The organism is Mesorhizobium sp. B264B1B, from assembly GCF_020165765.1.
In the GTDB taxonomy this organism is placed as follows: domain Bacteria; phylum Pseudomonadota; class Alphaproteobacteria; order Rhizobiales; family Rhizobiaceae; genus Mesorhizobium.
The window spans coordinates 20,377-40,851 of sequence record NZ_JAIUIS010000010.1; the positions used below are offsets into that span (position 1 = coordinate 20,377).

General features: G+C 66.0%; 19 protein-coding genes. 3 read left to right on the forward strand and 16 right to left on the reverse strand.

What is annotated here, in order from left to right; translation table 11 throughout:
- Positions 1 to 17: 17 nt before the first annotated feature.
- Complete coding sequence (locus LB547_RS20435; RefSeq protein ID WP_140763422.1) at positions 18 to 1,409, reverse strand: sigma-54-dependent transcriptional regulator; 1,392 nt, start codon at positions 1,407 to 1,409, stop codon at positions 18 to 20.
- Entirely contained in the window at positions 1,406 to 3,211 is a 1,806-nt protein-coding gene (locus LB547_RS20440) for a sensor histidine kinase (RefSeq protein ID WP_140763425.1), read from the reverse strand. The genes LB547_RS20435 and LB547_RS20440 overlap by 4 nt, the downstream gene beginning before the upstream one ends.
- Before the next feature lie 329 nt (positions 3,212 to 3,540).
- Here LB547_RS20440 and LB547_RS20445 point away from each other — a divergent pair, with 329 nt between their 5' ends.
- Positions 3,541 to 4,863 carry a dicarboxylate/amino acid:cation symporter gene (locus tag LB547_RS20445; RefSeq protein ID WP_411970496.1) on the forward strand — a complete coding sequence of 441 codons (1,323 nt, stop codon included), beginning with the start codon at positions 3,541 to 3,543 and terminating at the stop codon, positions 4,861 to 4,863.
- A 118-nt stretch (positions 4,864 to 4,981) separates the two neighbouring features.
- On the opposite strand, the gene LB547_RS20450 is transcribed toward LB547_RS20445, so the two are convergent.
- Genes LB547_RS20450 through LB547_RS20475 form a run of 6 tightly spaced genes read right to left on the reverse strand, consistent with a single transcriptional unit; the run spans position 4,982 to position 10,261 of the window.
- Complete coding sequence (locus LB547_RS20450; protein WP_140583851.1) at positions 4,982 to 5,992, reverse strand: ROK family protein; 1,011 nt, start codon at positions 5,990 to 5,992, stop codon at positions 4,982 to 4,984.
- A complete protein-coding gene (locus LB547_RS20455; protein ID WP_140497712.1) occupies positions 5,989 to 6,711 on the reverse strand; it encodes a ribulose-phosphate 3-epimerase in 723 nt (240 codons plus the stop codon). The genes LB547_RS20450 and LB547_RS20455 overlap by 4 nt, the downstream gene beginning before the upstream one ends.
- Positions 6,708 to 7,541 carry an alpha/beta fold hydrolase gene (locus tag LB547_RS20460; RefSeq protein WP_140763431.1) on the reverse strand — a complete coding sequence of 278 codons (834 nt, stop codon included), beginning with the start codon at positions 7,539 to 7,541 and terminating at the stop codon, positions 6,708 to 6,710. Before LB547_RS20460 ends, LB547_RS20455 begins: the two co-directional genes overlap by 4 nt.
- The gene (locus LB547_RS20465) at positions 7,538 to 8,359 is read right to left on the reverse strand and encodes a sugar phosphate isomerase/epimerase family protein (RefSeq protein WP_140763434.1); all 822 of its coding nucleotides are present in this window, start codon (positions 8,357 to 8,359) and stop codon (positions 7,538 to 7,540) included. Before LB547_RS20465 ends, LB547_RS20460 begins: the two co-directional genes overlap by 4 nt.
- Positions 8,359 to 9,435 carry a Gfo/Idh/MocA family protein gene (locus tag LB547_RS20470; RefSeq protein ID WP_140763437.1) on the reverse strand — a complete coding sequence of 359 codons (1,077 nt, stop codon included), beginning with the start codon at positions 9,433 to 9,435 and terminating at the stop codon, positions 8,359 to 8,361. Before LB547_RS20470 ends, LB547_RS20465 begins: the two co-directional genes overlap by 1 nt.
- Positions 9,436 to 9,439: 4 nt before the next feature.
- On the reverse strand, positions 9,440 to 10,261 hold the full coding sequence (locus LB547_RS20475) for a sugar phosphate isomerase/epimerase family protein (protein WP_140763440.1): 822 nt from the start codon (positions 10,259 to 10,261) through the stop codon (positions 9,440 to 9,442).
- Positions 10,262 to 10,439: 178 nt separating this feature from the next.
- Between LB547_RS20475 and LB547_RS20480 the strand changes: the two genes are divergently transcribed.
- Positions 10,440 to 11,588 (forward strand): Gfo/Idh/MocA family protein, encoded by a 1,149-nt coding sequence (locus LB547_RS20480; RefSeq protein WP_140562050.1) that lies wholly within the window; start codon positions 10,440 to 10,442, stop codon positions 11,586 to 11,588.
- An 8-nt stretch (positions 11,589 to 11,596) separates the two neighbouring features.
- Positions 11,597 to 12,562, forward strand: a complete 966-nt coding sequence (locus tag LB547_RS20485; RefSeq protein WP_411961466.1) for an alpha/beta hydrolase — start codon at positions 11,597 to 11,599, stop codon at positions 12,560 to 12,562.
- On the opposite strand, the gene LB547_RS20490 is transcribed toward LB547_RS20485, so the two are convergent.
- The 8 genes from LB547_RS20490 to LB547_RS20525 all read right to left on the reverse strand — a co-directional run bounded on the left by LB547_RS20490 (position 12,550) and on the right by LB547_RS20525 (position 20,203).
- A complete protein-coding gene (locus tag LB547_RS20490; protein WP_140562048.1) occupies positions 12,550 to 13,584 on the reverse strand; it encodes a LacI family DNA-binding transcriptional regulator in 1,035 nt (344 codons plus the stop codon). The two genes, LB547_RS20485 and LB547_RS20490, sit on opposite strands and share 13 nt — an antisense overlap.
- 308 nt (positions 13,585 to 13,892) lie before the next feature.
- Positions 13,893 to 14,684 (reverse strand): sugar isomerase domain-containing protein, encoded by a 792-nt coding sequence (locus LB547_RS20495; RefSeq protein ID WP_140497698.1) that lies wholly within the window; start codon positions 14,682 to 14,684, stop codon positions 13,893 to 13,895.
- Positions 14,685 to 14,724: 40 nt separating this feature from the next.
- Positions 14,725 to 15,495 (reverse strand): GntR family transcriptional regulator, encoded by a 771-nt coding sequence (locus LB547_RS20500; RefSeq protein WP_140520922.1) that lies wholly within the window; start codon positions 15,493 to 15,495, stop codon positions 14,725 to 14,727.
- The gene (locus tag LB547_RS20505) at positions 15,492 to 16,367 is read right to left on the reverse strand and encodes an ROK family protein (protein ID WP_140520923.1); all 876 of its coding nucleotides are present in this window, start codon (positions 16,365 to 16,367) and stop codon (positions 15,492 to 15,494) included. The genes LB547_RS20500 and LB547_RS20505 overlap by 4 nt, the downstream gene beginning before the upstream one ends.
- Positions 16,364 to 17,101 carry a PIG-L deacetylase family protein gene (locus tag LB547_RS20510; protein WP_140555546.1) on the reverse strand — a complete coding sequence of 246 codons (738 nt, stop codon included), beginning with the start codon at positions 17,099 to 17,101 and terminating at the stop codon, positions 16,364 to 16,366. The genes LB547_RS20505 and LB547_RS20510 overlap by 4 nt, the downstream gene beginning before the upstream one ends.
- A complete protein-coding gene (locus LB547_RS20515; protein WP_140763443.1) occupies positions 17,098 to 17,955 on the reverse strand; it encodes a carbohydrate ABC transporter permease in 858 nt (285 codons plus the stop codon). Before LB547_RS20515 ends, LB547_RS20510 begins: the two co-directional genes overlap by 4 nt.
- Positions 17,952 to 18,884: a carbohydrate ABC transporter permease gene (locus LB547_RS20520; RefSeq protein ID WP_140514575.1), complete on the reverse strand. Its 933-nt coding sequence runs from the start codon at positions 18,882 to 18,884 to the stop codon at positions 17,952 to 17,954. Before LB547_RS20520 ends, LB547_RS20515 begins: the two co-directional genes overlap by 4 nt.
- 50 nt (positions 18,885 to 18,934) lie before the next feature.
- On the reverse strand, positions 18,935 to 20,203 hold the full coding sequence (locus LB547_RS20525) for an extracellular solute-binding protein (RefSeq protein ID WP_140514572.1): 1,269 nt from the start codon (positions 20,201 to 20,203) through the stop codon (positions 18,935 to 18,937).
- Positions 20,204 to 20,475 lie beyond the last annotated feature (272 nt).

Here is a 20,475-nt window from a genome sequence, read left to right on the forward strand (position 1 = left end):
GAGCGCCTGCGCAACGCCTATGTCCGTCCCCGAACAGGGTGCCGGTCCGGGGTGCCACCATTGCGGAATTCGGAGGCGGAAATGCCGTAGCGCTTGAGCTTGTCGTAGAAAGTCTTGCGCGGCACGCCGAGTGCGTCGATGGCCCCGCGCACGTCGCCGGCATGATCGCGCAAGGCCTCGCGGATGAGTTGCGCCTCGTAGCGGCCGACCCGTTCGGGCAGCGCCGCCGAGGGCTCCGGCAAGCGCGCGGACGTTGCCCTGGCCTCCTCGTCGGGCCCGAGGCCAAGCGCGACCCGGTCGGCAAAATGCGCGAGCTCGCGCACATTGCCCGGCCAGTCATGCGACTGGAGATGGTCGCTCACCGCGGCATTCACGGCCGCGACAGGACGGCCGAAACGCTGCGAGGCGTTACCTAGGAAATGCCCGAACAGCATCGGGATGTCGCCGCGCCGCTCGCGCAGCGGCGGGATGCGTAGCGTCACGACGTTGAGGCGGAAATAGAGATCCTCGCGGAAATCGCCGCGCTGGTCCGGCCGGCCTAGATCGACCTTCGTTGCCGCGACGACCCGCAGATCGAGGCGGCGCGTTTCGTTGGAGCCGAGCGGGGTGAGGCTGCGCGTTTCCAGCACCCGCAGCAGCTTGACCTGTAGCGGCGGCGGCATGGATTCGATTTCGTCGAGGAACAGCGTGCCGCCGCTCGAATGCTCGATGCGACCGATCCGCCGCCGCTGCGCCCCGGTGAACGCGCCCGGCTCGTGGCCGAACAGTTCGCTCTCGATGACGGTCTCCGGCAGAGCGCCGCAATTCAGCGCCACGAAAGGCTTTGCGCGGCGCCGGCCCCATCGGTGCAGGAGATCCGCCACCACCTCCTTGCCGGTGCCGGTCTCGCCTTCCACCAGCACGTCGACATCCATGTCGGCGATCTGACGCAAGGTCTCGCGCAGGCGGCGGATGGCGGGCGCCTCGCCGATCAGCGGCAGGCCGTCGGCGGCCTGCGCGGCGGCCTCGTGCAGCCTCCGGTTCTCCATCACCAGCCGCCGCTTTTCGCCGGCCCGATTCAGCGCCTCGACAAGGCGTTCGCCCGCATAGGGTTTCGGGATGAAATCGTAGACGCCGTCCTTGAGCGCCGCCACCGCGAGATCGACATCGCCATGCCCGGTGACCAGGATCACCGGTATGTCGATGTCGATCGCCCTGATACGATCGAACAGCTGCAAGCCGTTCATGCCGGGCATGCGGATATCGCTGACAACCACGCCCTGGAAATCCCGGTCGACGGCGGCAAGCGCTGCCTCCGCGGCCTTGAACGCGATGACGCCGAAGCCGGCAAGCTCGAGCAATTGCGTGGTGGCGTGAAGCATATCCGCGTCGTCTTCGACGAGCGCGACCAGCCCTGATCCCTCAGTCATTCAATTCGCCTCAGGTCGATGGTGAAGGATGCGCCTTTCGTGCTGTCGGGGTCGAGGCGCAGCGTGCCGCCCAGTTCCTGGGCGATCTCCTGCGAGATCACCAGACCGAGGCCAAGCCCCTTTTCCTTGGTGGTCTGGAACGGCATGAACAAATTGCCGGCCGCTTCCGGCCCGAGGCCAGGTCCATTGTCGCGCACCGAAACCAGCACCCTGTCGTCGCGCTCGGCAAGCTCGATCTCGATGCGCGGATCGGGCCGGTCCTTCAGGGCATCCAGCGCATTCTGCAAGAGATTGACCAGGATCTGCTCCAGCCGGATGCGGCTGGCCATGACCGCCGGCGAGGCGGTGCCGCGCGGCTTGACGACGGTCACGCCGGAATCGCGGATGCGGCCGGACAGGAGCGACAGCGCGCCGTCGATCGCTTCGCGCACCGGCAGCGGCGAGGCGGCGACGCCTGGCCGCCGCGCGAAACTGCGCAGCGTGCTGGTGATGGCGCCGATGCGCTCGGTCATCGACACGATCGATGTCAGGTTGCCCGAGACGGATTCGACTTTGTCGCCATGCAGGAAGCGGCCGGCATTCTCGGCGTAGGTGCGTATCGCCGCCACCGGCTGGTTGATCTCATGCGCGACGCCGGCGGCGATCTGGCCGAGGATGGAAAGCCGGTTGGCCTGGGCGAGGTCGTCGCGCAGTCGGCGGACCTTGGCCTCGGCGTTTTCGCGCTCGGCGATCTCGCCGGCAAGGGCGGTGTTGGAGCGGGTCAGTTCCGCCGTTCGCGTGCTTACCCTGCTCTCCAGTTCAGCATTCATGCGCGCCAGCGCTTCCTGCCTCACGCGGCGCGCACGGCGGCGCCTGAGAAGCACGTAGGCAAGTAAACCCGTGAACAGCAGCGCCAGCAGCGTGGTCAGGCGTGCCGTGTTGGCGGCCGACGTCAAAGCGGCATCGGCAGGCGTGAGCAGCCACAGACGCCAACCGGGAACGGCGCCGGGCAGGTCCTGCGCCACTTCGACGAACTGGCGCGATTTTCCGGCATTGTCGATTGTCGCCAGGCCGTCACCGGCACCGCGTCGTATCGGCAGCGGTTCGAAGCCGGTTTCGGCAAGTTGAAGCTGCGCGTGAGCTGTCGCGGCATCCGCGGCCGAGAGCGGCGCAAGCGCGTGGAACCGCCACTCGGGCCGGCTGGTCGCCAGCACGACACCGCGCTCGTCGGTGACGAAGACGACAAAGCCGCTGGAGCGCCAATTGGCTTCGACGCCGTCGAGTTCGACCTTCAGTACGGCAACGCCGAGCGGCGTCTTGCCGTCATCGACGCGGCTGGCGAGATAAAGTCCCGGCCTGCCGCTGATCGTGCCGAGGCCATACTGGCTGGCGGCGCCCTTGGTCATGGCGTCGGTGAAATAGTGGCGGAAATTGTAGTCGATGCCGACGAAGCTGCCCGGCTCGCCGGCGTTGCTGGCCGATATCGCGATGCCTGCCGTGTCGATGACATAGATGGCGGATGCCGAGGCATCGGCGGCAATGGCCCGGAGCTTGTCGTCGAGCGCCGTCTCTTGCGTTTTGCCGGCCCGGCGCAACGCGTCGCGCACGGCATCGTCGCGTGCCAGCACCAAGGGAACGAGACGCTGCTTTTCGATTTCGCCGGTCAAGGTGCCCGCCGCCAGCGGCAAGGCTGCCAGTGCTCCGTCGCGCAGATCGCCGGCAGCCTGGTTGGCGGCAAGGCGCCCGGCAATCGCGACCGCTCCCCCCAGCATTGCCAGGCCGATCAGGAGAATGAGCCAGCGGCCGTCACGCAGCCTGGCCATCGCTTCACGCAGCAGGTCGCGGCCGGCGAACTCCGGGGATGCGCTATCGGTGTCTGCCTGCGGCGTCTGCCCTCTCCACCGTTCGCTGTTCAGCAGCCACTGTAATGCGAAACTCCGCCCAGGCAAACAAGGGTGAGTGCGGAAATCCGCACAGGCCTCCATCGAAGCGGGGACAAAACCGCCGGAAACCCAGGGTTCCGGCCTTTTCTCGATCTGGCACGGCGCTTGCAAAACTCCCGACAGCGGCGAGCGACCGGAGCGCCGCGATGGGAGAAGTCTTGCGGGGCGGCGCGTGCCGTTCCCTCCGGCCAGGGAGATAGCAGATGCACATGGCAGACCAATCACGCGCGCCCGCCGCGCAGCGCAAGCCGCTCTATGCCCAACTCTACGTGCAAGTGCTGGTGGCGATCACCGTCGGCATCCTGCTCGGCCATTTCTATCCGTCGCTCGGCGAGAGCATGAAGCCGCTTGGCGACGCCTTCATCAAGCTGGTCAAGATGATCATCGCCCCGGTCATCTTCCTGACGGTCGCCACCGGCATTGCCGGCATGAGCGACCTGCAGAAGGTCGGCCGCGTCGCCGGCAAGGCGATGCTCTACTTCCTCACCTTCTCGACGCTGGCGCTCATCATCGGCCTGATCGTGGCCAATGTCGTGCAGCCCGGGGCCGGCTTCAACATCGACCCGGCGACGCTCGACGCCGCGACCGTCAACAGCTACGCCGCCAAGGCGCACGACCAGTCGGTCACCGGCTTCCTGATGAACATCATCCCTGCCACCATCGTCGGCGCCTTCGCCGACGGCGACATATTGCAGGTGCTGTTCTTTTCAGTGCTGTTCGGCATTGCGCTGGCGCTGGTCGGCGACAAGGGCGCGCCGGTGCTCAATTTCCTGCAGGCGCTGATGGCGCCGATGTTCAAGCTGGTCAGCGTGCTGATGAAGGCAGCCCCTATCGGCGCCTTCGGCGCCATGGCCTTCACCATCGGCAAGTACGGCATCGGCTCGGTCATCAACCTCGCCATGCTGGTCGGCACCTTCTACATGACCGCTTTCCTGTTCGTGTTCATCGTGCTGGGCGCCGTCTGCCGCTACAACGGCTTCTCCATCCTGTCACTGATCCGCTACATCAAGGAGGAGCTGCTTCTGGTGCTGGGCACCTCGTCTTCGGAAGCGGCACTGCCCTCGCTGATGGAGAAAATGGAGAAGGCCGGCGCGAAGCGCTCGGTGGTCGGCCTGGTCATCCCGACCGGCTATTCCTTCAACCTCGACGGCACCAACATCTACATGACGCTGGCCGCGCTGTTCATCGCGCAGGCGACGAACATCCACCTCTCCTTCGGCGACCAGATCCTGCTGCTCCTGGTGGCGATGCTTTCCTCCAAGGGGGCGGCCGGCATCACCGGCGCCGGCTTCATCACCCTTGCCGCCACGCTTTCGGTGGTGCCGGCCGTGCCTGTCGCCGGCATGGCGCTGATCCTCGGCGTCGATCGCTTCATGTCGGAATGCCGGGCGCTGACAAACTTCGTCGGCAACGCGGTAGCGACGCTGGTGGTGGCGCGCTGGGAAGGCGAACTCGACGAGGCCAAGCTGGCCAGAGCGCTGGCGGGAACGGCCGACGACAGGCTGCCGGCGGACATCGTTCCAGCCGAGTAGTCCGCACGGTCGCACAGCGATAGCAAATGGCCGGAGGCATCGCCGCCTCCGGCCGTTTTTCGTGTGCTCACCGTGTGAGGCAGCAGGACGCGCACGCCGCGCAGCTTGAGCTCGGCCATCAGTGTCCGCCCTCGTGTCCGGGATATCTGCTTGGCCCTTCGACAGGCACGCGGGCCGTGCCGTCGTCGAACAGGACAAGGCTCGCCGCGCCGATCAGCCCGGCGTGGCGGCCGAGCTGGGCCTGAACCACCGGCACGTCGCGATAGGCGCGCATGGCGCGCTGGCGGATGGTCGCCTCTATTGCCGGAGCCATCAGATCGAGGCCATTGGCGATGCCGCCGCCGACGACCAGCACGTCGGGCGAATAAAGATGCAGGAGGTTAGTGAAGCCGACGCCGAGCCAGCGCGCTTCCTCCTCGAGCAGGGCCAGGGCGAGATCGTCCTGCAGCCGCGCCGCATCGACGACATGGCGGCCCGTCACCTCGCCGTTGGCCGAGAGGCGGCGCAGCGTCGAGCCGTCGAAGGCCGACGTCGCGGCATTGGCGCGGCGGCCGAGCGCGGTGCCCGAAGCGATGGCCTCGAAACAGCCGACGACACCGCACATGCAGCGCTCGCCTTCATCGGTGATGGTCATATGGCCGATCTCGGCGGCAAGGCCGCGGCGGCCGTGCAGGATGCGCCCGTCGACGACGACGCCGCCGCCTATGCCGGTCGAGACGGTGACGAAGACGAGCGAACGGGCGCCGTGGCCGGCGCCGAAGCGCCACTCGCCGAGCGCTGCCGCATTGGCGTCGTTCTCCAGCCGCACCGGCAGGCCGAGCCGCCGCTCGAGAATGTCGGCGAGCGGCACGTCCAGCCAGCCGGCAAGCGTCGGCGGCCCGACGGCGATGCCGGCCAGCGGATCGAGCGGTCCCGGCGCGCCGACGCCGACGCCAAGGATGGCGAGCGCCGGCGCCTCGGCATGGATGGTCGCGGCGAGAGCCTCGATCTGGCCGATCACCACTTCGGGACCGGCCTGCGCCTGCGTCGGCACCGCCGCGAATGCCAGTATCTTGCCATCACGGTCGACCAGGGCGGCACGAAGCTCGGTGCCGCCCAGATCGATCGCGAGAGCGGCCTCGTTGCTCATGCCGCGACTTTCAGCCCGTGCAGCCAGCCGATGCGGCCGGCCAGATCCTTGTCACCGAAGGCGAGCGAACCAAGAACCACGGTCTCGGCACCCGCGGCACGCAGCAGCGGCACCGTCTCGTGGCGGATGCCGCCGTCGGCGGCAAGAACCACGTCCGCCTCGCGGCCGGCTTTCCTCAGGATGGCGCGGGCAGCGCCCAGCCTGTCACAGGCTTTCTCCGAAAGGCCTTGCCCCTTGACGCCGATCGCGGTTCCCAGAAGCGTGACGAACGCGACTTCGGACACGAAGGGCCTCACCGCTTCGACGGACGTTTCCAGCCGCAGCACGACGCCGGCTTCGGCGCCAAGTTCGCGCGCCAGCCGCACGGCGCGCAATCCTGCTTCGCCATTCTCGGCATGGACGCTGATCATGTCGGCGCCGGCCTCGATGAATTGGCGCGTCTGTTCCTCGACGATTGTCCCGTCGACCATCAGATGGACATGGATGGGCTTGGCCGTCAGTTTGGCAATACGGGCGACCAGATCGGGAAAGAACAGGAAGGACGGCGCGAAGTAGCCGTCAGCGACATCGATGTGGTGAAGATCGACATAGGGTTCGATGCGCCTGAGGTCGCTCTCGAAATTGGCGAGATCGGCCGACCACAGCGAGAACTCGGCGATCAGACGATCGCGCGGCAATGCGGCGATGGCGGCCGGGCCTGAAAGGGGTTTCGAGATCATGACTGGTCCTGGTTGTTGAAATTTTTATCGAGAAAGCCGCCGATCGCGGCACGGATTTCGGCGAAGTGGCGATCCCTGTCGGTGGCCTTCGGTGTCACCTCGGTGAAGATCGCGTTGAGGATTGTCTTCACCAGTTCGCCGGCAGTCGCCAAGGGATGGACGAGGTCGACGCCGCTTCCGACGACGAGTGTGGGGATTGAGAGCGCAGAGGCTGCGGCCCGCGAAACGCCGGGCCCATCGCCGGCGATTGCCCGCATCATTTCGGCGAAGTCCGCTGCATTGTCGCGTTCGAAGAAACCGAGCAAGGACGCCAGATTGTCGGGTGCCTCGGCGCGGAACCGGGCCGCCGTGGCCGAAGCGGCAAAGATGGCGCGCGCCTCGTTCGGCGGGCGGTTTCGGATGAGCTCGGCCACTTCCGCATAGGGACGCATGTTTTCAGGGGCAGCGTCGAAGGCCCAGGCCGGACGGACCAGCACCAGGCCGGTGACGCGCTCGGGATGCCGGACGGCCAGGCGCAGCGCGATCGCCGCACCCATCGAGATGCCGCCGGCGACGAAGCGTTCGATGCCGGCCGCATCGGCGGCGGCCAGCACGTCGTCGGCGAACATGGCGATCGAAAGGGGGCGCTTGTGGCCGGCGCCGGAGCCGCCTTGCGCCCGGCATTCGACGGTGAGCCGGCGTCGCGACGGGCTGTCGGGAAAATTCTGCGCCACCTGGGCGGCGTCACCGCCGAGACCGTGCTGGAAGACGACGGAAAGCCTGCCTTGCTCCGTGTCGAAGATACGAAGCGCAGCATCGTCGCGAAGCATTATTGTCGGTGCGACGCTCATCGGAGCAGCCCGCGCAGAAAGGCGGCGACGGCGGGAGCTTCGTCGGCCGACAATCCGTGCGTGACAAGCGGGCCATCGAATTTCACAGCGTTCAGCCGCGCGACGAAATCCGGAAAATCGACAATGCCCTCCCCTGTTGTGGCAAAGCGGCCGTCGGCATGCCGGTCCTTGGCATGCGCCATGGCTATATGGGCAGCGGCCTCGTCGATCGCCGCCGCGACGATGGCGCGCGCCTCCTCCGGCGTCGTATGCTCGAACAGGTTCGCCGGATCGAGCACGATCTTCAGATGCTTCGAGCCCATGTCGGCGATCAAGCGGGTGGCATCCTTCGCCGAGGTGACGATGTTGGCCTGTTCGGGCTCGATGCCGAGATCGACGCCTGCGCCTTCGGCCAGCGCCAGCGCCTTTTCCATCTCAGTGGCCATGTCGGACCAGGCGGTCGGTGTGGCGTTGTCGGGATGATAGGCCCATTGGTCGGCTGCATTGCGCGAGCCGGTGCAGAGCGTGACCAGCGGAATGTCGAGGGCGGCGGCTGTATCGATGACGACGGCAAGGCGGCGAAGACCATCGTCGCGCACCGCCTTGTCTGGATGCGCCATGTTGTAGGTGCCCGACAGGGCGGCGAGCGATACGCCTGTTGATCGGGCGGCGGCGCGAATGGCCGAAATGGCTGCGTCCGGCACCGCATCGGGCATCGACGGCAGGCCGGCGCAAGCGAGATTGAATTGCGTCGTCTCATAGCCCGCCTGCCGCACTGCTTCCAGCACAACAGCCGGCTCGGTGCCCGCGAAGGTCTTGGCGAAGACGCCGAGACGCATCAGACCGCACCCGAGACGGAAGCGAGCTCGATCCGCTCGCTGGTCTCGACGGAGCGGGCAATGGCGACCATGGCGCGGATCGAGGCAATGCCGTCCTCGACATTGGCACCGCGCATCGGCGCGCCGTTCAGCACCGTGTCGGCGAGACCTTCCAGCTGGCGACGGAAGAAATGGCCGTCGGCGCCGAGCGGTTTTCGCGAGGTCGCGTCCTTCTCATGGAAGATGTCGACCTCGCTGGCGCGGAAGTACCAGGGATTGAACGTCTTGGCGATGACGGAGCCGTTCTCGCCATAGAGCTGGAAACCCTCGTGCCAGTCCATGCGTACGGCGACGGTGAGATCGAGATGGCCGAGCGCGCCGCTGGCGAACTCGGTCTCGACGAACCAGCAATAGGCGCCGAAGCGTTCGTTGAGACGGGCGCGTACGGCCGTGATCTCGCCGCAGAGGAAGCGGGCCGTATCGACCAGATGCGAGCCGTGCGCCAGCATGAAATACTGCCGGAGATCCGCCTTCGGATTGCCGGATGGTTTCTTCGCCAGCTTGCTGGTGACAGGCAGCGGCTGCACCGCATCCGTATTGGTGTAGCGGTGGGTGGAATCGCAATACCAGGCCTTCAGCGCCAGCACCTCGCCCATTTCGTCGCGCACGAAGTCGCGCGCCGCCTCCAGCGCCGGATCGAAGCGTTTCATGTGGCCGACCTGCAGGATCCTGCCGGAGCGTTTCACCGCCGCCGCCAGCGCCTCGCCTTCCTCGACCGAAGTTCCGATCGGCTTTTCGCACAGCACATGCTTGCCGGCGTCGAGCGCCTTGATCGACATCGGCACGTGATAGGCGTCCGAGGTGGCGACGATGACCGCTTCCAGCTCCGGATCGGCGAGCATCTCGTCATAGTCGGCATACATCTTCCGCGGCTCGTAGGTGGCGCCCATGCGGGCGAGCAGGTCGGGTGCGGCGTCGCAGATGGCGTAGAGGTCGGCATTGCCGGCCTTTGCACAGGATTCCAGATGCGCGAACTGCGCGATGGGGCCGCACCCGAGCACGCCGACCCTGAGGCGCCTGTCCTGTTTCCCAATCACCGTCTCAGGCCCCGTAGCCGCGCATCGTCTGGCGGTTGGTCTTGACCGCGCCGGCAGGATCGGCCGCGGCCGTGTCGGATTCTTCTTCAAGCACCAGCCAGCCGTTGAAGCGCGGCGCCGCACCGACGATCTCGATCACTTCAGGCGTGTCGCAGACGCCTTTACCCAGCATCGCCCAATCGCCCTTGGCGTCGACGTCCTTCAGATGGATGTAGCGGATGCGGTCGCGGTAGGTGGTAAGCGTATCGGCCATGTCCTTGTGGCCGCGCAATATGTGGCCGGTATCGGGCACCCAGCCGACCAGGTCGGGTTCGAGCAAGGCAAAGATCGCGTCGTAGTCGGCGCGGTCGAACAGCAGCGTGTTGTGGTGCGAACTCGGATGCACTGCGACCTGGACGCCGGCCTTTCGCCCGAGCTCGCCGGCCCTGTTGTAGACCTCCGCGGCGATAGCGAATTTGTCGTCGCGCGAGCCGTTGGAGACGACGGTCGCCGAGCCCATCGAGACAAGCGCACCTGGGAACGCGGCAGCGAAATCGATCCAGCGCCTCGCGGTTTCGAGATCGGCGCCGATCTCGTCCTTCAGCGTGAAGCCGCTTTTCGAACCGAAGGCGAAGGAGACCAGCGTCAGGCCGGATGACCCCAGCGCCGCGGCGAACTCCGTCGGCTTGCCTGCATAGCGGCCGATCATGGTGTCGGTGATCTCGATGCCGGCATAGCCGCCATCGGCGATCGCCTTCAGGAGATCGTCGGGGCCGCCGGTCCAGGCCTTGCCGAGCATTTCCCAGGTGAAGGTCTGGCAGCCGACCTTGAGCTTCGTCTTCGTCATGTTGTTCATTCCTTGACGCCGCCCTGGGTTTCCTTGGCGCCCCTGGGTTTCGCATGGTCTATAAAAATTTTACGCGCGTCAATATTCAAAATGTTGTATAGCGGCTTGCGGGGAGTGATCCGTTGCCGGCGCAATGGATCCGGCAGAGCGTGGCCGCATCGGAGGAATGACACAGAAAATGCACGGACGATCGAAGACGAAGCTTGGGATCGGCGTCGTCGGATGCGGCAACATCTCGATGACCTACCTGCGCAATGCCGCCCTCTTCGGCAGCATCGAGCTGCGCGCCTGCGCAGACATCTCGGCCGACATGGCGGCGCTGCGGGCGAAGGAATATGGCATCCGCGCGCTCGGCGTCGACGCCATGCTGGCCGATCCCGAGATCGATCTCGTCCTCAACCTGACCATCCCGGCGGCACATTTCGACGTCTCGTTTTCGGCGCTTTCGGCGGGCAAGCATGTGTTTACCGAAAAGCCGCTGGCGACCTCGGCCAGCGACGGGCGCCGCCTGGTGTCGGAGGCGGCCAAGCGAGGGCTGCTGCTCGGCTCGGCCCCCGATACTTTCCTCGGCGCCGCCGGCCGGCGGGCGCGCCGCCTGATGGATGAAGGCGCCATCGGCCGCGCCGTGACCGGCACAGCCTTCATGATGGGCCGCGGCATGGAGCACTGGCACCCCAACCCACAATTCTACTACCAGCCGGGCGGCGGCCCGGTGTTCGACATGGGCCCCTACTATCTGACCATGCTGGTCAATTTGCTCGGTCCCGTCCAACGCGTCATGGCAATGGCGACGCGGGGCCAGCAGGAGCGGCTGATATCAGCCGAGGGACCGTTCAAGAACACGACCTTCAAGGTCGGCACGCCGACCAACGTGCTGTCGCTGCTCGAATTCCGGTCAGGCGCGACAGTCACCTTCGGCGCCTCATGGGACGTCTTCAAGCACTCCAACCATCCGATCGAACTGCACGGCACGGAGGGCTCGCTGCGCCTGCCCGACCCCGACACGTTCGGCGGCACCGTGTCCTTGTCCGAGCGCGGCGCCGAGTGGAAGGATTTCCCCAGCGAGGGCGAACTCTACGGCGCCCGCAACTGGCCCTATGCCGCGCCCGACCGCGCCAATTATCGCATGCTCGGCGTCGCCGACCTCGTGCGTTCGCTCGCGACAGGTGCCACGCCCCGCGCGTCCGGCACTCTGGCGCTGCATGTGCTGGAGATCATGGAGGCGATCCTGCACTCCGGCGAAACGAAAAGCCCGGTCGCCATTGCTGGCGACGTCGTCCAGCCGGCCCTGCTCTCGGAGGACGAGGCGCGCGGCCTGCTCGCCTAGATGCAATCATGACGGAGATTGCGATGACGCTCGATCCTGATGCTCTGCGTGCCCTGGAAATCGGCCGCGCGGCCGGTGGTGAGCCGTTCGAGAACGGCAGCGTAGCGGCGGCGCGGGCCGCCTACAACGCTTCGTTCCCGGCGCAGCAGGGCGAACATGAGCCGGTCGCGGCGACGTCGCAGCGGCAGATCGACGGACCGAACGGCCCGGTTCCGATCCGCATCCATCGCGGCATCGGCGCGCCGCGAACCGGCGCACGCGCCCTGCTCTATCTGCATGGCGGCGGCTGGGTCATCGGCAATCTCGATTCGCATGACGAGATCTGCCGCTGGCTGGCCAATCTGGCCAATGCCGTCGTCGTCTGCCCCGATTATCGACTGGCACCAGAGCACAAGTTCCCCGCCGGACTCGAGGACTGCGCGGCGGCGCTTCGCTTCATGGCGCAAGACGCCGGGGAGCGCGGCATCGATCCGGCCCGTATCGCCGTTGCCGGCGACAGCGCCGGTGGAAACCTTGCCGCCGTGCTGGCACTCCTCGCCCGCGACGGGCAAGCACCGCCGCTTGCCGCCCAGATCCTGATCTATCCCAACACCGATGCCCGCCAGACGGCGGACAGCTACCGCCGTTTCGGTAACGGGTTTGGACTGACCGCCGCCACCATGGCCTGGTTCCGCGACCACTATGTGCGCACCCCGGACGACATCAAGGACTGGCGCGTTTCGCCGCTGCTGGCACCGAGCCTTGCAGGCGCAGCGCCGGCGTTTGTCGTGACCGCCGGTCACGATATCCTGGCCGACGAAGGGACCGCCTATGGCGAACGCCTGCTTGCTGAAGGGGTGCCGCTGGTCCTGCGGCACTGGCCGGGCCAGATCCACGGCTTCGTCTCGATGGGCCGCTACATTCTCGCCGCGCGGCAAGCGATGAGCGAGGCCGCGGCCTGGCTCCAATTGCAGACGCGCGCTCAGGCCGACTGACGCATCACCAGGGTCGCGCCGAGCTTGACGTTTCGCACGAGGTCATGCGCGGGCGGGCGGGCCTCGTCGAGCAAGGCCAGCAGGATCTCGACGCTGCGGCCGGCCATTGCGGCGAAGTCCTGCGCCATGGTGGTGAGCGGCGGACAGGTGTAGCGGCTCAACGGGTGGTCGTCATGGGCGGCGACACGGAAGTCGCAATCGGGCTTGCGGCCGATCTTCAGCCCGCGCGTGAAGGCGGCCGACATGATGCCGAAGGCGAGACGGTCATTGGCGCACAGAATGGTGCGGCCAGGCAGGCCTCCCTTCTCGAGCGTCCTTTCCATCCATTCATGGCCGATCCGCTCGAAGTCCCAGGTGTAGTCGCGCGCCGCGTTGATGACGACAGACTCAAGGCCGGCGGCCCGCATCGTCTCGATATAGCTTTGCAGTCGCTCGCCCGAATTGTGGTTGACGTGCGGGATGTCGACATACACCGGCGGCTCGCCGGACCGGCAGAGATAATCGACCATGATCGACGTGCTCTGGTGGTTGTCGTTGCCGACGAAGGGCGTGTCACCCTCGATATAGGTGTCGAAATAGACGATCGGGATGTCTTTGCCCATCCGTTCGAAGACGCCCGGCTCGGAAACCGATCCCAGCGGGGCCACGATGGCGCCGGCCACCTTCAGCGAGGTGAGCGTCTTGACCGATTCCGACTCAAGCCTGGGCGAACCGTGCGAGGAGATGACGATCGGCCAAAAACCTTCGTCGCGGCAGCGCAGTTCAATGCGGCTGACCATCTCGGCATAGAACGGATCGGTGATCGCCGGCACGACGATGCCGACATTGCGGGTGCGCTTGCGGTTGAGATTGCGGGCGAAGAGGTTCGGCTGATAATCCGAGGAGCGAAGCGCGGCCTCGATGCGGGCGCGCGTCGCCGGCTTGACGCTTGCCGGATCATCGAAATATTTCGACAGGGTCGGCCGTGACACGCCGCACGCCCGGGCGAAGTCATCCATCGTGCGGTGCGTCTTTTCCGCCATCGATATTCAGGGTCCCTTGCCCTCGCCGCCCCGGCCGACACCAGTCACGCGGCCGTTGCCTGGAAGCAGCAATGCTCGACCGAACTTGTCCAGTCAAGTTTTAACGGTTCCCAATGGATCGCAGAGTCATTACGCGCGTCAAATTATTTATTGACGCTTTCAAAGCGGCACTGGAGCTTCAGAAGGAAGCCAAGGGGATAGGCCCGGTCTTGCATCGACGATGATAAGCTCGCATTGGGCGCATCCATGGGCGGGGGGGGGGCCCGCCCCCGCCCCCCCCCCCCCCCCCCCCCCCCCCCCCCCGAACATCATTCGCCCCGCATCGTCGCCTGGAAGGCCGGCAGGTGCTTTTTCTGCGCTTCCAGCATGCGTTCGCGGTAGACGCCGTAGATGACATCGGTGTCGTGCAGGGTCACGCCCGCGATCGTCGGCGAGGCGAAGACCGGCAGTTCGATGCCGCGCTTGGCGAGCTGCTCGGCGGTACGCGCGACCAGCTCATGCGCCAGGATCATGGCGAGCACGGTCGACGAGCCCGACACCGGACGGCTCCAGCCCTCGACCGGCACGATCGCATCCTCGATCGGAGAGCAGGTGTCGATGACGAGATCGGCCGCGTCGGCCAGTCGCTTGCCGGAGGAGTGCGTCGCGGGCTTGTCGAGATTGTTCTTGCTGGTGACCGCAACGACGAAGATGCCGCGCTTCCTGGCATAGAGCGCCGTATCGATGCCGGAAGAGTTGCGGCCGCTGTGGCCGAAGATGATGATGGAGTCACCCTTGTTGAGCGGCTGATGATCCAGGAATTTTTCGGCGTATTTCTCGGTGCGCTCCAGCCACAGCAGCTCACGCACGCCGCCGGCGCCGAGCACATTGTGCCACATCACGCGCGGGTCCGTCAGCGGGTTGAAACCGACATAGCTGCCGTAACGCGGAAACACTTCCTGCACCGGCAGCACCGAATGGCCTGAACCGTAGAGATGGATCAGACCGCCGCCTTCAAGCGAGTCGGCAAAGCGGCTGGCTGCCTGGCCAAAGGCCGCTTCATTGGTTTTCGCTGCCTGGTCGATGAGGGCGGCGAGACGGTGAATGTAGAGGTCGGACACGTGGGTACTCCTGTTAAGTGTCTGCTTGGGTGATGATGGATCAGCTTCGCGGATTTGACGGGACGCGCCCGGCGCGCAGCGTCGAGCGTATCTCGTAGCGGTCGCCGCGCATGATGGAGACGGTGAACTCGAACGGACCGCGCTCGTCGGTGGCGATACGCTCGACCACGAAAGCCGGACTGCCGACCGGCAGATCGAGCAGCTCGGCATCCGCCGCGCCAACCGCGCCGACGCGATAATTCTCGCGCGCCGCCACCGGCACGATGCCGTAGTGGCGCTCCAGCGCCTCGTACAGCGATCCCTGCAGCAGGCCGGCGTCGAGGAAGCCCGGCACACGTGCGGCTGAGAGCTGCGCCGTCTGGATGCCGATCGGTTCGTTGTTGCCGAGCCGCAGCCGCCGGATGCGCACCACCGGGTCACCCTCCTCAATCTCCAGCGCGCCGGCCGCCGCCGCATTGGCGATGGTGAGGCTGCAATCGAGCAGGCGCGAGCCGGCAACGACGCCGATATTGCCCATCTCCTGGGTGAAGCTCGTCAGTTCGCGGGTGCCGGCGACGAGCGTGGTGGAGCGCACGAAGGTGCCGCGTCCGTGTTCGCGGCGCAGCAATCCGCTTTCCTCCAGATTGCGCAAAGCGTGGCGCAGCGTGATGCGGCTGACCCCGAAAAGCGCGCCCAGCCGGTCTTCGGCCGGGATCTGGTCGCCCGTCGCCCATTCGCCGCTCTTGACGATGGCGCGGATGGCCTCCTCGACCTGATACCAGAGCGGCTCGGGCCTTCTGCGATCCGGCTGCTGAAAACTGGCTTCACTCATCGGATCTGTCTCCACCCGCTTCCGGCCTGTCCGGCCACTGCCGCACCGACCAGGCCGGCGCCGGGGCCGAACGCGCCAGCCTTGAGAGAAATGCCGCGGAGATGCGGCGGCAGTTGGCGCCGCAGCGCGGCAAGCAGCGGCGGTCCGATGACGTCAAGCGCATCGGCAAGGCCGCCGGAAACCAGGATCACCTGGGGGTCGAGCAGCGCGACGGCGCCGGCAAGCGCGGTGCCCAGCCGGCGCGCCGGCAACTCGAGCAGGGTCTGTGCCGCGAGTTCGCCCGCCTGGGCAGCCGCGATCAGCTGGCGGCCGCTGGCAAGGCCGACCTGGCCGGCAAGCGCATCAAGCGCGCGGCCCGATGCAACGCGCTCCAGCCAGCCGCTGCGCTCCTCGCCATGGTCCTTGATGTCGGCGCAGGCCCAGCCGAACGAGCAGGCGCCGCCATGCGTGCCGGCGACGATGCGGTGGTTGGCGAGCACCGCCGAGCCTATGCCCGTGCCGATTGCCAGCAGGATCGCATCCGACATGCCTTTCGCGCTGCCTTCAACGGCTTCCGCCAGCAGGGCGATCTGCGCGTCGTTGCCAACGGCGACGCGCAACCGCGGGAACAGCGCCGCGATGTCGACACCGTCGAGCCAAGGGAGATTCGGGATCCAGCGGCAGACTGACCCCTCGACGAGACCTGGCACCGCCAGGCCCAACGCCTTGACCGCGCCAGCCTCGGCGCAAAGCGCCGTGATACGGGCGACGAAGGCATCAAGGCTTGCCGGCGCCGGTTCGCGGCTCGGCCTCTCCAGCGCGCTGACATTGCCGGACTGGACGGCGGCGCGCAGATTGGTGCCGCCGAGATCGATGGCCAGAACCCGCGTCATCGGCGCCCTCCGGCAGCCGGTGGCGCGAACAGACCGCTGCCGGCGTTCCAGGAATGCGAGGCCGCCGCGAAGGCCTGCGCATGGCGCGTGCCGCGCAGGCAGCCGCGCAGACGGTAGAGCGCGCTGTAGTAATCGACATAGGGGAAGCTGCTCAGACCCCGCGCCAGCTCGTATTCATGCACCGCCTCGCTCCACGCCTCGAAGCCGTCGCTGACGTCGACCAGGTGCTCGGGGCGGAAACCGTCATCGTCCTCCCAGTTCTCGCCGAACAGCAGCAAGCCCGGCGTAAAGGCGGCATGGTCGCGCGCAACAGTCGGAAGGGCGGCGAAGAAGATGCCGGTCTGCGTCAGCTTGGCTGCGGCGCGATGGTCCTTGTGCCAGCTGCCGTGCCAATGGGTTATGACCACTTCCGGCTTCAGCTCGCGAATGACATCGCACAGTTTCAGCGCCGTCTCGTCGTCGGAAGGCAGGAAGGCGTCATGCAGGCCAAGATTGCGTATGGCGACGCCGAGGCGAGCGGCGGCCCTGCCCGCTTCCTCTTCCTTCTGGGCGCAATAATGCTCGGGGATCAGGCACGGATGGCCCTGCTCGCCCATGCTCAGGTGCAGGAACGTCACCGTGGCGCCCCTCATTACGGCGGCCGCCGCCAGCGGTCCGGCGATCACCTCGGCATCGAAGGCATGCGCACCGACGACGAGGATGGATTTGGCGTCATAGATCCTGTCCTCGATCATTTCATGCCTCCCCCGGCGCCTACGCCCTCTCGAATCTGGCGGGCGAGCAGACAATACATGATCAGGATCGGCGCCATGGAGATCGCCAGCGAGGCGAACACCAGGCCCCAATCGGTGCGGTACTGGCCGACGAAGACGCTGATGGCCAGCGGCACGGTCTTGTAGCGGTCGTCGAAGATGAAGATCAGCGGGAAGAAGAAGTCGTTCCACACGGCGATTGCCGTGAAGATGGCGACGATCGACACCGCTGGCTTCACCATCGGCAGGATGATCTGGAACAGGATGCGGACCTCGCCGGCGCCGTCCATGCGTGCCGCCTCGTCGAGTTCGGAGGGCAGAACGCGCATGAAATTGGCGAAGATGAAGACGGCGAAGGGAATGCGGATCGCCGAATAGACGAGGATCAGTCCGGTCAGGGAATCCAGCAGGCCGAGATTGCGCATCAGCGTGAACAGCTCGACCGAGGCGAGCCTTATCGGCAGCATGATGCCGGACAGGAACAGGCCGAGCATGATGGCGTTCCAGCCCAGCCGATAGCGGCTGAGCGGATAGGCGGCCATGGCCGAGACGACGATGGTGAGGATGACCGCGCCGGCGGTGACGATCAGGCTGTTGATGAAATTGTGGCCGAGGTCGGCGCGCGTCCAGGCGTTGACGAAATTGTCGAAGGCCCAGCTTGCCGGCAGGCCGAGCCGGTTGTCGTAGATTTCGGCCGTCGACTTGAAGCAGGAGACGACGAGGATGTAGAGCGGCAGCAGCACGGCCGCCGTCCACAGGGCAAGCACCGTCCAGCCGGGCAGCCGCGAAAGCCGGCGCGAGATCACGGGATTGCCTGACATGGCCAGCGTGCTCATAGCTGCACCGTGCGGCGGTCGAAGAAGCGCAGCATCAACAGCGTGCCGACGCTGAGGATGAGGAACAGCATGGTGCCCAATGCCAAAGCAAGCCCGATGTCGGTGATGCCGACGGCGCCCTCCGCGCCGAAGGCCAGCCTGTAGAAATAGGTCACCAGCGTGTCGGTCGAATAGCTCGGATTGCCCTGCACGCCTTGCATCACATAGACGATGTCGAACTGGTTGAAGGTGTTGATGAAGGACAAAGTCGTCAGCGTGCCCAGCGCCGGCATCAGCAAGGGCAGCGCGACGGAGAACAGCATGCGCGCATTGCCGGCGCCGTCGAGTTTCGCCGCCTCGAAGATCTGGCCCGAAATCTGCCGCAGGCCCGCCGTGTAGATCAGCACCGGCAGGCCCATCCAGTTCCAGGCGTCGACGGCGACCAGCATGGCCAGCGCGGTGTGGCTGTTGCCAAGCACGGTTAGGCTGCCCTGATGCAGGCCAAGCCCGTTCAGCGCCCATTCGACCACGCCGCCCGGCGCCAACAGCAGGCGCCACAGCGCACCGACGATGACCGGGCTCAGCACCGCGGGGAAGAAAAAAACCGACTGGAAGAAGGCAGCACCCCTGTCGCGCAGGAACAGCAGCCAGGCAAACAGCAGCCCGATGCCGTTCTGGAAGACCATGATGCCGAAGAACCAGGCGGTGTTGTGCCAGAGGGCGCCGTAGAGCCTGGCACTACTGGGGAAGACGAACAGGCGCGAAAAATTCGACAGGCCGGCGAACTCGGTGATGCGCAGCCCCTTCCAGATGAAGAAGCTGCCCCACAGCGACATCGCCAGGGGATAGAGGACGAACAGGGCGTAGACGGCCAGCGCCGGCAGGATGAAAAGCACGGCCATGCGCTGCTGCGTTCGCTTCAGGCTGCTTTTGCGGCGACGATCGATCATGCGTGGCTTGCCCGGTGGGAGGCCGGCCGCATTGCGGCCCCCCCGGCTCCTTACTGCTTCGGCTTGAACCAGGTGGCGACGGCGGCCTGCATGTCGGCCGCCAGCTTCTCCGGTGCGATGTTGCCTTCGACCATGTCGATGATCTCCGCTTGCAGGACGGAAGAGGCGGTCGGCGACTGCCAGCGGAAGCCGACCAGCGTCAGGTAGGGCGTCGAGTTCTTCGACATCTCCATCATCTCGGCCAATACCGGGTCCTTCACCGTGACATCGGTGCGGGCCGGCGGCCAGCCGAGTTCGTCGGCGAACATCTGCGCGAATTCGGCCGAGGCCATGAAGTCCAGCACCTTGATCGCGGCTTCCTTGTTCGCGCTTTCGGAGACGAGGCCGTAGGAGCCGTCCGAGAAGGCCGAGGTGTAGAGCTTTGCCCCCGCATCGTCGGCGGGGAACGGGAAGATCGAGAATTTCAGCTTCGGGTTCTGCGATTTGAAGCTGCCATTCTCGAACGAACCGCCAAGAAACATCGCGGCCTTGCCACCAATGAACTGCTGGGTGGCGGTGGTGTAGTCGATCCCGGCGAAGCCGTCGGGGAAATAAGGCTTCAGCTCGGCGAAGCGCTTCAGCGCCGCGACATAGCGCGGATCCTCGAAGGTCGCCTTGCCGGTCATCATCTCGTCGTAAAAGCCGGGGCCGTAGACGGTCGGGCCGATGACGCCGACGCCGATCTCCAGCTCCCACGCCGAGCCGTTGGCGCCGCCGGTGGCGATCGGCGTGATGCCGGCCGCCTTCAGCTTGTCGCAGGCGGCGACGAAATCCTTGTAGGTCTTGGGGACCTCGATGCCCTGCGCGGCAAAGATATCCTTGTTGTAGAAGACGCCCATCATCGGCACCGAATAGGGCACGCCGTAGAGCTTGCCGTCGGAGCGCCCACGCGCGCCGCCAAGGGCTGCGTCCGGCATGCTCTTCAGTTCCGGCACGCTCTCGTCGAGCGCGTCGAGATAGCCCGCCTCGACGAAAGGCTGCAATTCGCCATAGGCCTTGAGCTGGGCGATGTCGGGCCCGCGCCCGCCACGCAACGCCGTGCTCAGGCGGTTCTGGTAGTCGGCATCCGGCGTGAACTGGATGTTGACCTTGATGCCTGGGTTCTTGGCCTCGAAGGCATCGAAGATGCGGCGCATCGCGGCTTCGTCCTCGGTGCGCCAGCTCCACAGCGTCACCGTGCTGTCGGCCCGCGCCGGCAGGCTGGTGAACAGGCCAGCGCAGGCGGCAAGGCCGCCGATCAGGCCAAGGGCTGCGCGTCGGTGAATTGAAAGCATGCTCATTGCCAGTCTCCCATTTTTATCTGTCCTTGGCGTCCCACGGCCCTATCGACGCCGCGGAGAGTCATTCCTCAGGAAAGTCATTATAACGACATAGCAGCCTCCGCAAGAGGTCTGACACTCCCTCCGGGAACGGCTGGGCTAAGCCAATCAACCATGATTCCTTCACAGCTAACTGTATTTCCACCGTAAATTTCGTATGTGAACGGACAGCAGAGAAATCAGGGACAGCGCCATGCGCAGCTTTTTCGCAATCGGGCCCTTGCGCCAATGCT